Genomic DNA, 13250 nt, shown 5'->3' on the forward strand with positions numbered 1-13250 from the left:
GCAGGATTTGAACACTTGCCTTCGTGCCCGACCGAAGAGGGAGGGCATTTCCGACAGGAAATAGAAGGCAATCCAAACAAACTTCCACAGCTCCTGCCCCCGCTACCTGAAATGCCTTTATGGAGATAATCGGAATTTCTTTCCTCTCGTACAACTCCTTACCCAATCAATATTTCAAAAACTCCCGTATCTCCTTCTCCTTTTCCAGAGCATCGCAGTAGCCGAGATTCAGAAGGATTGTTGTGTAGTTCGTATCAAACGACAGGTATGAAAGGAGTTCCCGCCCCGACTTCTCGCTAACCCCGATACCGCTTAAGAGATGTCTCATCATGAACGGGAACCTGTGAAATTGCTGGCTCGCCAGCTTACCAAGATCGCGGGACGGCCTTATGACAAGCAACGGAACCTCCCTGAGGTTGTCCGGGTGGCTGGCACGTGAAAACTGGTTCATTCTGCTGATCGTACGGTTTACGCGCTCCATTCTTTCTATATCAGAGTCCAGCGAATCGAGAAAAATGGAGTTCATCAAAAGCCCCGCTATATCGGCAAGCACAACCTTCTCCGTTTTCTCATCATTCTTGCTTTGCAGATAATCCTGCGTGCGCGGTTTTCTGCTCCCGATAGCGAATACCTTGTCGGCTCCTAGATGGATGGCCGAGCTGAGCGGAGAGATAAGCCTTATGCTTCCATCGCCGTAAAAATTGTCGTCGAGTTTCCGAGGGGGGAAGAAGAGCGGTATAGCGGTCGAGGCCATTATATGATCAACGGTCAAGCTGGTCCGCTTCGATATTCTTTGGCTCCTTTCCCAATCCTCGAACGGTAAATTGGAATCGAAAAATGTCATATTGGTGCCGGTGCGATAGTTCGTGGCGCTGATAGCCAATGCATCGATAACGCCGCGCTGAATATTCCTCTTTATTGTATGGAAATTTACCTCCCTCTCCAGCAGACTTCTCAGCGGCGCGGTATCCATCAGATAGTTCGCTTCGGATAGGCCAAGCCTCCCGCCAAGTACGAGATTCATGAGGAGCTTTACACCAAGAGATATGAGGGAGATGCCGTCCGAGCGAATGACCATATCTATTTTCAAGCCGCTCCAGAGCTTCCAAAGCCACTCCGAAGTCTTTCGGAAATCGTACGCGCCATACGCAAGCGCAGCTCCATTAACGGCCCCCGCGGAAACTCCGGTGATTATCTTAAATGGAATTTCCTTGCTGTCGGTCATTTCGGAAACCGCCTTTATTACGCCTGTCTGGTAAGCTGTGCGCGCTCCGCCACCGACAAGTACAAGCCCGGATTTACTCATTTGCTTCTCTCCGAAAAATGTCGTTAACGCTGACGAATTATACGATTTAAATTATAGCAGACGGGCACGGACGGGGCTTCAGGAAGAATTTAATTCATCGACTGACAACACAGGGAAGAGAGATGGCAATATCAGCGAATTTTATTTGCAGATTTTACGGATCATCAACGAAAAGGGACTTGAAAATAAAAATCCGCGCTCCAAAGGGAGCGCGGATATGAATGGAATGCTAAGACTACCTTGCGGCTCGCTGGTGACCGTAGTTGCGTCGCGGTCTGAAATTTCCGCGCTTCGCCGGTCGCCTGTTGAATTCGGCCTTTATCCTGGACGCTGCGGCCGCGGGTGAATGCCACGCGTGGCTTTCGTCCACAGGAAGGATAGATTTGGTTATCCGCTCAATGCTTCCGAGAAATCCACGCTCCTCGCTGTCGCAGAACGATATGGCGATGCCGGAAGCGCCGGCTCTCGCCGTTCGCCCTATCCGGTGAACGTAATTTTCCGGTTCGTTCGGCATTTCAAAATTTATAACGTGCGAGATGTCCTTAACGTCTATTCCGCGCGACGCCACGTCTGTGGCCACGAGAACACGAACCTGCCCGTTGCTGAATTTCCTAAGCGCCTGCATGCGAGCCGACTGCGACTTATTGCCGTGTATCGCCTCTGCTTTAACCATATTCCTGTTCAGCTTCTGAGCGATGTTGTTCGCCTTATGCTTTGTCCTTGTGAATATCAGCGCGCGGTTTATCGCCGCATCTTCCAGAATGGAAAAGAGGAGAGCCTCCTTGTCCTGACGATCCACAAAAAGAACCTTCTGCTCCACCTTCACCGCGGTAGAAGAGATCGGATTCACCTTAATGTGAATGGGATCCTTCAGGAGCCTCGCGGCCAGCTGTGAAGCTTCGCCCGGCATCGTGGCGGAGAAGAACATTGTCTGCCTGTTATCAGGTATCTTCGCGATTATCTTTTTGATGTCGTCGATAAATCCCATATCGAGCATCCGGTCCGCTTCATCAAGCGTGAAGACCTCCAGACAATCGAGGAATATGTGACGCTGATTCATCAGATCCAGAAGTCTTCCCGGCGTCGCCACAAGAACGTCCACGTTTCGCGAAAGCGCCCTTATCTGGGAGTACATAGGCACCCCGCCATAGACCGCCGCGCAGGTTATTTTCAAATATCTGCTGTAAGTCTTGAAACTTTCACATACCTGATTCGCCAGTTCCCTGGTCGGAGCGAGAATGAGGGCTCGAGGTGAGTTTCTTTTTCCTGAAATCTTTCCTGCTGAAAGACGTTGCAGTATTGGGAGGGAAAAAGCCGCCGTTTTACCTGTACCGGTTTGCGCGGCTCCCAGCAGGTCTTTCCCTGCCAAAAGATGCGGAATTGCTTCGGCCTGTATCGGTGTGGGAAATTCATATTTTTCCCCGCTCAATGCTCGGAGCAGTGGTTCGATAAGACCCAACTCCGCAAATGTTGTTTTATTCATGCTGAATATTTTCCTTAACTGTTTGAAATTATTTTGAAATATCCCCCCCGCTGGAAGCGGGGGGAACAGGTTCCTACCGTTATCGGTAGCCCCTTGAGGTATTCGGCTTCCTGTCTTCTGCCTGGCTCACCTTCATGTTGCGTCCCTTGTAATCCATTCCGTTGAGCTCCTTTATGGCGGCGTCAGCGGCTGAATTATCCATCTCAATGAACGCGAATCCGCGGGAACGGCCTGTGTCCCTGTCCGTGATAAGCTTGCAAGATTCCAGCTCGCCATGCTTCTCGAAAAGTTCGCGAAGGTCCGATTCCGTTGTTTCAAATGAAAGGTTGCCTGTAAAAATCTTCACTATATATGTACCATCCTAAAAAAAAAATTATTGACGTATATCCTTAAATGGATAAAACGTATCGCGTAGCCCAACTTTGGAAAGAAAATCTGAGGCGGGTTTATCTACTTCAGCATTTGCCAAAATGTGGCGTATTAATGTAACTGCTGAAGTGTAGCACCTTTTACCTGGTTTACATAACTTTTATTTTCAAAGGGGCATTTGCTCTCCTTACCGGCAAATGCGCCCGATAAGTGGAGTTAAATGCCCTGCGGATAAAAACATAAACCTCCGGTGCCGATATTTTTTTAAAAAAGAGGCTCCCATGAAAACCGGACCCTCATATTGGATGGAATTCGGAAAAAAGGGCAATAATCCACCGCACCTACCAAGGGCAGAAAAAATTCAAAAGCGAGAGTAATTTTTGAAGCGGTCGTAGTGCACTGAATTTATGCCACTTGCCAAAGGAAAGCTTAAGAAAGATCAAAACCGGTCGAAAAAACTAACAGGGTGAGGAGGAGTAGCTGCAAGAGAATTACGAAAAAACTTCCGCTCAAGCCTGATGAAAATAAAATCACTCCTAGAACGACACATATACTAATATATTACGGGAGTCAGTTTAAATTGGGGTTTCTGAATGGATAAAGCGAATACAAAAGAGGCGCTTAAAGGGATATCCTTTCTGCTTGGAATAAGCAGTGAATCTCTTATGGTGACGGTTTCCGATATCCTTCGGCAGGCCGGGTGCGTCAGCGTGGTGCCGACCGAATCCGGCGACAAAACCCTCACTACCTTAAAGCGCGGATTTCGCACCCGGGAATACTTCGTGGTTCTCGACATGGATCTTGTGAAGATAAGCGGGATGGAAGTAGCCCGCGAGATCAGGGGGGATGCCAACCTCGAGAACCTGCCGATACTGATACTCTCCTCCGACCTTACTCCTGAACAGATAAGCATGGCCGCCGAAATAGGGGTTAACGGATTCATCGTAAAGCCGTTTACCCCATCCGCGTTTGTAGAAAAGGCTTTGGCCATCATAGAAGCGCGCAAGAATCCGCCGGAACATATAAAGCTGATAATGCAGGGCGAAGAGCTCTTTAAAAGCCAGAAATACGAGGAGGCGCTTGCTCAATTCAATCTTTCAAAAAAGCTGAACAAAAGCGCGAGGATATTTGTAAATATTGGCGAAGTGCACGAAGTCAAAAAGGATTACAACCACGCCACAGAGAGCTACAAGGAAGCTGTGAAAATTAACCCAAAATACATCAAGGCTTACAATGCCGCCGCCAACATGTTCCTGAAACTTAAGAAATCATCCACGGCTCTCGCCTTCCTGAACAAAGCCGCGGAGATAAGCCCTAACAATCCTGACAGAATGATGCAGATAGCGAAACTCCATCTGGAAAATGGCGACACTGAAAAGGCGGATGCGGCCTTCCAGAAAGCGATAAAGCTCAACCCGCACAAGAGCATAGAGGTTAGCGAAACCCTCATTGCAAGCGAAAAGGCGGAAAAGGCCGAAGAGTATCTACGCAAATATCTGGAGCGGGATGAAAACCATATCGCCACCTACAACAAACTCGGGATCGCGCTCAGGCGACAGGGGAGATGGCAGAAGGCGGTCGAAGAATACCGGAAAGCGCTCGCCATTTACAAGGATGACGAAGGCCTCTACTTCAATATGGGCAAAGCGTTTCTCGAGGGGAAAAGCTACGACCGGGCAAGAGACTGTTTCTACAAGGCGCTTGAGCTCAAACCGCAATTTCCAGAAGCATTGGCCGAGCTTAAAAAACTATCCTGATACATCTTCCCTTTTTTTCCTTGCATATAACCCCGCGTCATGGAAAATCCAATCTGTGCGGTTATGGTTAATCACATATACTTAATACTTCGAACGCAGATGGAGCCGAGGGGAACCGCAACGAAAATACTTTTCAGCCAGTTCCTTCATCCGAGTGCGACGAGTTTTGGCACCGCCAAGCATAGGCTTATGCGATGGCAAAATCCCACAAGCCTACACCAAGGTGATTATCTTGTCAGGTAATGATACCTTTTGAATCAAGAAACTCATTTGGAACATCAAAATTTTTCCGGCCAGCAATTGCGAAGTAATAAAGAGGTTGGCCTTCAACAGACAATCTGTGCCGATATCGCTCTATGTGGTAAACATCAAGATATTTCGAAAATATCAATTCGCGGATCATTTTCGAAAACCCTGATTCATCACTGACATCAAAGAAAGACTCTTTTATATTGAATGCGACCCACCCTTCATCCTTGATAATGTTAAAGGCCTCAATGAATGCCTTGGTTGGAATATCTCCAAACCCCAAAGAGGCAACCGTTACCATGCAGTCACACTGCCATGAGGCGATTTCTTCTCTTTTTTCTTTATCCAGGCTGGTGAAATCTTCGACATAGTAGGCATCGTACACACCGGGCCTGTCACGCATAGTGGCATCATATGCTTCCGGGATAATATCCACCCCTACCAGGCGGGAAACACCATGTTTTTTCAGCTCCTCCCCCATCATGCCGTTACCTGCGCCGAGATCCAATACTCGCAACTCGGAGAAATTATCTTGAGATTGTTTTACGGCAGATTCAATAATGGTTGCTACCTTGGCAGGAGATGCGCACTTCAAGCGGTCATAAAATATCTGCTCGTACAGATCTTGTACTTGGTAAATTTCATCATAATCATGGAATTTGATTTTACGTCGTCCTCCAGAACCCTGAAGATAGAAATAGACTTCATTCTGGCCAAGACTGGATAATTCGGGTTTTGGAAACTGTATACTGTGTCTTTTTAGCATTGTACTCCTATTTTGTTTCAATGATATTTCACCCTTACGTTGGAGAGTGGCGATTCTCCAACTGAGTAATTTCTATAAACAGTAAACCTTAATCGCTCCCATAATGCAAATTCCGCATGTTCTCCCGGGAAAAGGTCAACTTATATCTCATTTACCGATTACTCCCTTTTTGCAAAGTCGAAGTATAATGAAAAACCATGAAATCCTTTTGGTGCGGCGGGGCAGAGTGAAACATACCTCCTTCAAAATTTTAATCCTGACGGTTGCGCTAGCTCTCACCATGGACATTATCGGAACCAACGGCGCGGAAGCGGTAAGAAGGTCGTCTGAAGTCGCAAAACTTATCCAGAAGGATTACGACAAAGAATCCCTTTTCGAGCGTTTCCAATTCAACGTGAAGGTGAGGGAGTTTGCTTTTGGCACACTCCATCTCAACATGCCGCGGATGCCGCGCTCGCGCCTGTCCGGGAAAAGGCTCCACCTGCAGAGGGACTGGTTCATCATGCGGATCAAGGCTGAAGAGATAGCAAAAAAGTATCCTGAGGTGAAAAACATTGTCTGGCACAACATCCCACCCCCGCCCCCGACAAGAAATGATGACTTAAAGAAACCTGATAGCAAAAAGGAAGAAAGCAGGGAAGACAAGAAGGACGAGGCCGGTCAGCCCGCGAAAAAATCATCCAAAAAAATGAGAAACAGAAATCTGACTAACATAAACATAATCTATGGCCTTAAGAACCTGAAGAACAACTATTGGGAGCCAAAGGTTATTCGCTCACAGCGAAATACCGGCTTTGAATTCGATTATGCCAAAAAGAGCTGGCCCGTCTCCGCACTTGCGGGAATATCTCAATCTTTCTCTGTAGGAAACATCGCTCTTATCGGTTCCGAAGTAGCCGTGCAGAACACCATGCTTGAATTCGATTTCGGAATTAAGAAATATATCCAGGTCACAGAAATATTCCTCCCCTACATCTCGCTGGGAGGGGCAAGCATGCAGATAACCGAAAAAGGGGTAGCAGGGACCACCACCGTTTCAAACACAAAGGATATCTTTTACGGATACTTCGTTGGTGGAGGGATTCTGTTCAATCCGAACGAAACCTTTAATATTGGGATCGATTTCAAATCGATGTACGGATCGAAGGAACGGATGGCGGATTACGAACAGGCAATTCTCTTCATCGGGTTCGGGTTTTAGCGTCGACACTTGGCCCATCCAATATACCCAGCCTGGACCAGCCATGCCTATCTGCAAGTAACAGCCCGACCCTTTAACCGCCCGGCAAGGAGTTGCTGAATTACGGATTGATGTAGGCGGAACCTGCGTTGCTAGTCGAGCCGGGATCTTCCTGAGGCGCACCGACCACCCTGTTAGTAGTTGTCGTACCGACCGACATACCGAACCTGTCTCCCGCCGCCGCATCATACGGAGTAACTTTCGTCACGACAGTAGGTGCCGTAGCAAGGAAAGTATAGGCCGCTCCAGCCTCGCCATTTTCCAGATACGAGCCGACAACAGCATTATTGCCGTTTATCGCAACCGAGTTCCCAAACGCCGCGCCGGTCACAGGGGTCGTGGCCTTCACTTCGGAAGTTCCGCCCGTCCATGAGTTGGTGCCGTTATTTGTAAGAAGGAATGCCGCTCCAGAAGTTGCCGAAGATGTGGTCCTATCTATCGCGCCGACAAGAGCATAGCTTGCGCTCAAGGCGACCGAATATCCGAACTTATCTCCTGCGGCGTAAACGACCATCACGTTGTTTCCGGTCGTCCATGTATTAACCACGGGATTTGCCTTATTGAATGGATGAACCGCTCCCGAATTCGCTCCCCATAGCGACTGGTACGGAGCGCCTACCATTGCGTTGTCGCCGTCTATCGCAACCGAAAATCCGAACTGAGCCCCGGCGGCGCTGACAAGCGGAAGCAACTGCGCCCTGTCGCCCCATGTATTGGAGCCGTCATCCATGAATACATATGCCGCGCCGGCATCTCCGACCGCGCCTGGATCCTCTTGCGGTGCACCGACTATCGCAAAGAGTCCGCTTATAGAAACCGATTTACCGAACAATCCGTTCGCGGAACCGCCGCCTGAAAGTATTTTTGTTCCCGCCGACCATGTGTTTGTAGCCGGAGTAATCAGCTTGTAAACATATGCAACGCCTTGACTGGAATTCTTTCCAGACGCGCCGACGATCGCATAGCTTCCGCTGATGGCAACCGACTTGCCGAAGTTATCCCCCGCCGCCGGATCGCTCGCCACTATCTTGGTCGCTCTCCCCCAGCTATTGTAGGTTGCATCTCTCTTGTATATATACGCCGCCCCCGCGTCCGCCCCACCGGCATCCTCGTAAGGCGCGCCGACTATCATGTAGTCACCGCTAATGGCGACCGCTTCGCCAAACCCGTCAGACGCCTGCGGGTCGGTAGCCGCTACCTTACCGATCGAAGTGAAGTTCCACGACGTAGCCGGAAGAGCGTTGCCCGCTGGATCGGTGATGGTCCCCGCAAGATCTACCGAATACTGCGCCTTTGCCGAAGGGAGCCATGCGTTCGGCGTGAAGGTCGCGACCGTATCACCACCGCTAAAACCTAAAGTTCCTGCGACTCCGCCAGAGACCGGGTCTGTGACTGTAAACGATGTGCCGTCTATCGTCGCGGTATCCATCGGCTCCGAGAATGTGGCGATAACTTTTGTATCAATGGCGACATTCGTCGCGCCGCTTGCCGGGCTCTTAATTGTTACGGACGGAGGGGTGGTATCGATATCTATTCCGTCACTGTTCCCCGACCACGCGCCGATATTGCCGGCAGTATCGACCGCGCGCACTTTAGCGAATAGAGTCTCTCCATCTGCACCGGTTATATCCTTGGTCAGAACATTGCCGACTGTGCCGCTGAACTTGGTACTCCCTCCAGGTATCGTACCTACTTGCAGTTCGTAGCTCGCCACGCCGCTACCACCTACATCAGCAGATGCCCCCCAGCTGAATGTCACGGTGGTGACCTGACTGTATACCCCAGCGTCGGTGGGGGTGCCCGGTGCTGTCGGCAGAGTTATGTCGATAGTAATGCCGTCGCTGTTCCCCGACCACGCGCCCGTCAATCCCGCGCCGTTCACCGCCTGAACACGGGCGTAAAGCGTATTCGTATCAACGCCGGTAACATTCTTCGTAAGGACATTGCCGACATTGCCGCTGAATATGTCGCTTCCCCCCGGAGCGGTCCCAACCTGAAGGTTGTAGCTCGCTATTCCGCTTCCGGCGTCTGTCGCCGCAGCCCAGTTGAACGTCACCGTAGCGCTCGTGCTCCATAGCCCAGCATCTGTCGGTATTCCCGGCGCTGACGAAGCCGATGTATCTATCGTTATCCCGTCGCTGTTCGCGGAGAAACTCCCCGCGGTTCCGGCGCCGTTTACCGCCTGAACTTTCGCGTATAGGGTATCGCCGTTGTTGCCGGTAATATTCTTTGAAAGAACATTTCCGACATCAGCGTTGAATACGTCGCTCCCGCCCGGCGTGGTGCCGACCTGGAGAACGTAACTGGCGACCCCGCTCTCGGCGTCCGCCGAGGCGACCCAGCTGAATGTAACCGTTGTGTTAGAAGTATATGTTCCTCCGTCTGTCGGGGTGCCGGGTGTGCTTGGCTGTGTGATATCTATCGTTATCCCGTCGCTGTTGCCTGAAAACGCTCCGCTAAGCCCCGCCCCGTTAACGGCCTGCACGCGCGCGTATAACGTTTGCGAATGCGAACCGGTAACAGTTTTCGTGAGTACGTTGCCGACGTCGCCGTTGAAGATGTCGCTTCCACCCTGAGATGTGCCTACTTGAAGATAATAGGATGTCACGCCGCTGTTTCCATCAACGGCAGGGGTCCAGTTGAATGTCACCGATGTCGAAGTGCTGTACACCCCAGCGTCTGACGGTATCCCCGGCGATGAAGGAGCAGTAGTGTCTATCGTTATGCCGTCGCTGTTCCCAGACCAGCTACCCACCGTACCCGCGCCGTTCTCCGCCTGAACCCGCGCGTAGAGGATGTCGCCGGTCACGCCGTTAATATCGTATGTGAGGACGTTGCCGATTGGACCGTTGAACTTGTTGCTCCCGCCGGGGGTCGTACCGACCTGGAGGTAGTAGTTTACGACCGTGCTTTCAGGGTCGGTTGCCGCCGTCCAGTTGAATGTCACTGTGGTAGAGCCGCTGTAAACGCCGATATCGGTAGGCGTTCCGGGGGTCGTCGGCGAAGTTGTATCTATAGTTATTCCGTTGCTGTTGCCGGACCATGCGCCTGTCGACCCGGCGCCGTTTACCGCCTGAACGCGGGCGTATAACGTATTACCGTTAGAGCCTGTCACGTTCTTTGTAAGTACGTTGCCGACATCCCCGCTGAAGATATCGCTACCCCCCGGCGATGTACCGACCTGCAGATTGTATGAAGTGACGCCGCTGTCGGCATCAGTAGCGCCTGTCCAGATGAAGGTCACCGTAGTTGACGTTGTGTAGACCCCGGCGTCCGTCGGAACTCCCGGCACGCCGGGCGGAGATGTATCTATCGTGATCCCGTCGCTGTTTCCCGACCATGGGCTTACGTCACCCGTACCGTTCACCGACTGTACGCGGGCGTAAAGGGTCTGCCCGTGTGAACCGGCAATATCCTTCGTGAGAACATTGCCGACATCGCCGCTGAATATGTTGCTCCCGCCCGGGGCGGTTCCTACCTGCAGGTTGTAGCTTGCTACGCCGCTCTGCATATCCGCACCCGCCGCCCATGTGAAGATCACCGTCGTCGACGATGTATACAGACCGTCATCAGTCGGGATCCCCGGAGCGGATGGGAGGGTCTGGTCTATAAGGAGTTCATCGAAAGTCGCATCCGTCCCCGCGTTGCCGACTCCGTCTGTGGCCGTGACCGCGACGTCATATGTATTATCCGTGAGCGCGGCAAGAGCATTAGCCGCAAGCGTCCAAGTGCCGTTGCCGTTGTTCACTGCAGTCTTCGTCTGCGCGTTTACGACCACAGAGATCGTCGCGCCGTTGTCGTCGACCGTTCCTGTAAGCTGTGGGCGGTTGTTGTTCGTAACGAGCGTATCGACCGTCACTACAGGTTTTGTGAGATCAACAAGAAGTTCATTTGTCGTCGCGTCGGTTGCCGAATTGCCCGCGACATCAAGAGCAGTGACCAATACCTCGTATGTTCCATCCGTAAGGTCGGAGTTCAGGCTTCCGGCGATAAGCGTCCATGAACCGTTCGCATTGTTCGTAGCGATCTTGGGGGCTTGCGCGCCAACCTTTACCGATATGGCCGCGGTAATGTCATCCACGTTCCCAGTCAATTCTGGATTCGCGCTCTTCGTGTTCAAACTGTTGACGGTAACCACCGGCGGGGTGAGGTCTATATCAAGTTCGTTCGTGGTAGCATCGTTCGCGAAGAGGCCGACCGTATCTGTGGCCTTCGCTTTAACGTCGTATACCCCTTCAGGAAGAACGGTAAGGCTGTTGTCCGCAAGTATCCATGTGCCGTCGCCGTTATTCACAGCGGTCTTGGCCTGTCCGTTTACGACGAGGGTGACGACCGTGTCCGGATCATTATCCGTCACCGTGCCTGAAAGCGGCGGCCTCTGATCATTCGTAGTGAGAGGATCGACAGTGACATCCGGCGCAGTCGTATCGACGATTATCGCCTTGCTTCCGCTGTCGGACCAGTTACCCAATTCATCCCGTTCCTGCACATAGAGGGTATATGTACCGTCCGCGAGCGGCGATGATGGGACGAGAGAAGTTGCTGTAGTTTCCGTTGTGTTTGCCGTCATGTCCGGGTTGTTCATCCTGTACCTGTAAGTGCCGACGCCGTCGCCGTCGCCGGGGGTCCAGCTCCATGTCGGCTGAGTATTGTCTGTCGGTGACGAGCCGGTGACGACAGGCGCGTTCGGCGGGGTGGTATCTACTATGATCGCGGCGAAGCCGGAATCGGACCAGTTGCCCGGTTCGTCCCGCTCCTGAACGTAAAGTGTGTGCGGACCATCCGTGAGTGCGGATGTTGGAGTGAATTCAAGAAAAGTGGTCTCTGTGGAAGCTACTGAAAGATCCTTGTCGTCAAGTTTATATCTGAATGTTCCGTTCCCCCCACCACCCGCAACCCAGCTCCATGTAGGGGTGGGATCTTTTGTCTTTGGCGGATTTTCGACAGATACTACAGGGGGGCTGGGGACCGGTCCATCCACCTTGATATCAAAATATCCGGATATCGACCAGTCGCCAAAGTCGTTCCTCTCCTGTACGTAAAGGGTGTAAACGCCGTTCGGAAATCCGGGGAGATCCGGCGTGTATGTCAGCTCGGTAGTTTCCATTGCGTCCACTATCGCGGTCTCATCATCTACCGCGTATCTAAAGGTTCCGTTCCCTCCGCCGTTACCGAACCATGTCCATACGGGGGTGCTGTCGAGGCTAGGTGTTGTCCCGGATACGGTAGGAGCGGCAGGCATCGCAATCGGCGTGGCGTTTACGACAGCCGACTCCTTGCTCTCGCCATACCTGCTTACAGCCGTCACGACATAGTAATACTTCGAACCCCCTTCTAGATCCTTGTGCGTATATGTAGGTTTTAAAATTCCGTTAATCTTTGTGCCGTTTGTCGAAGAAACTATTGGCCCAGCAGGAAGATCAAGGATAAATGTGTCTGTTGAGGTAGATGTCAGCGTGTCTGTGGATGTCAAGGTCGATGTGTCGGTAGAGGTAGGCGCTTCCTTCACCCAGTAGATATTGTAGGAGTCTGCCCTGAAGACTTCGTTCCAGGTAAGCGTAACTTCCACGATACCCGGTTCCGCCGCGGTGGCTACTACATTCTGCGGAATAGAAGGCTCATTGCCTGTCTGCTGAATGCCGCATGAGGCAAAGATGACCGCAAAAGCCGCCGCAAAAATAAATTTTACAGCCGGACGAAGAAACATTACAAACTCACTTCCAAACATAAAGAATTAAAAAAAATCGATTTACCTTCAAATCCCTGCACACTTCTGCATAAAAAATAGGGCAATGTTCATACCAATTATTTTAAACCCCGCCATATTTTTGGCGAAACATTACGATACGGAATGATATCTTTCAAAGCTATTGAATAATAATGATATATCTAAAATAGCACATCCCGGCCTTGATTTGTCTACATTTGTGGAAATATTTGTTTCAATTGATGATTTTGGCATAAATGTGCATATTATTATACCTAGTGCATCTAAAATACCCGGATTTCCAAATAGTTTGAACGGAAAACCTAATCGCATCCCAGTTCGGATTTTTGACACTATTGAGAAATGTAAGATC

At 50.9% G+C, this 13250-nt stretch carries 7 protein-coding genes; 2 read left to right on the forward strand and 5 right to left on the reverse strand.

Translation table 11 applies throughout. The annotated features are described in order from the left end of the window. Nucleotides 1–166: 166 nt before the first annotated feature. The 3 genes from OEY64_09755 to OEY64_09765 all read right to left on the reverse strand — a co-directional run bounded on the left by OEY64_09755 (nt 167) and on the right by OEY64_09765 (nt 3138). On the reverse strand, nt 167–1306 hold the full coding sequence (locus OEY64_09755; protein ID MDH5543235.1) for a patatin-like phospholipase family protein: 1140 nt from the start codon (nt 1304–1306) through the stop codon (nt 167–169). Nucleotides 1307–1541: 235 nt separating this feature from the next. Further along, on the reverse strand, nt 1542–2789 hold the full coding sequence (locus OEY64_09760; protein MDH5543236.1) for a DEAD/DEAH box helicase: 1248 nt from the start codon (nt 2787–2789) through the stop codon (nt 1542–1544). A 79-nt stretch (nt 2790–2868) separates the two neighbouring features. Next, on the reverse strand, nt 2869–3138 hold the full coding sequence (locus OEY64_09765; protein ID MDH5543237.1) for an RNA-binding protein: 270 nt from the start codon (nt 3136–3138) through the stop codon (nt 2869–2871). A gap of 613 nt (nt 3139–3751) precedes the next feature. Here OEY64_09765 and OEY64_09770 point away from each other — a divergent pair. Further along, nucleotides 3752–4915, forward strand: a complete 1164-nt coding sequence (locus OEY64_09770) for a tetratricopeptide repeat protein (GenBank protein ID MDH5543238.1) — start codon at nt 3752–3754, stop codon at nt 4913–4915. 235 nt (nt 4916–5150) lie between these two features. Here the strand turns inward: OEY64_09770 and OEY64_09775 are convergent, their stop codons facing one another. Further along, nucleotides 5151–5930, reverse strand: a complete 780-nt coding sequence (locus OEY64_09775) for a methyltransferase domain-containing protein (GenBank protein ID MDH5543239.1) — start codon at nt 5928–5930, stop codon at nt 5151–5153. A gap of 226 nt (nt 5931–6156) precedes the next feature. On the opposite strand from OEY64_09775, the gene OEY64_09780 reads away from it, so the two are divergent. Further along, the gene (locus OEY64_09780; GenBank protein MDH5543240.1) at nt 6157–7131 is read left to right on the forward strand and encodes a hypothetical protein; all 975 of its coding nucleotides are present in this window, start codon (nt 6157–6159) and stop codon (nt 7129–7131) included. 100 nt (nt 7132–7231) lie between these two features. Here the strand turns inward: OEY64_09780 and OEY64_09785 are convergent, their stop codons facing one another. Next, on the reverse strand, nt 7232–12877 hold the full coding sequence (locus OEY64_09785) for an Ig-like domain-containing protein (GenBank protein MDH5543241.1): 5646 nt from the start codon (nt 12875–12877) through the stop codon (nt 7232–7234). Nucleotides 12878–13250: the final 373 nt, after the last annotated feature.

The sequence above is a fragment of the Nitrospinota bacterium genome (assembly GCA_029881495.1).
Classification (GTDB): domain Bacteria; phylum Nitrospinota_A; class UBA7883; order JACRGQ01; family JACRGQ01; genus JAOUMJ01.

Coding starts and splice junctions, on each gene's coding strand:
- OEY64_09770 (MDH5543238.1), top strand. CDS start 3,752: ATGGATAAAGCGAATACAAAAGAGGCGCTTAAAGGGATATCCTTTCTG.
- OEY64_09785 (MDH5543241.1), bottom strand. CDS start 12,877: ATGTTTCTTCGTCCGGCTGTAAAATTTATTTTTGCGGCGGCTTTTGCG.
- OEY64_09775 (MDH5543239.1), bottom strand. CDS start 5,930: ATGCTAAAAAGACACAGTATACAGTTTCCAAAACCCGAATTATCCAGT.
- OEY64_09755 (MDH5543235.1), bottom strand. CDS start 1,306: ATGAGTAAATCCGGGCTTGTACTTGTCGGTGGCGGAGCGCGCACAGCT.
- OEY64_09760 (MDH5543236.1), bottom strand. CDS start 2,789: ATGAATAAAACAACATTTGCGGAGTTGGGTCTTATCGAACCACTGCTC.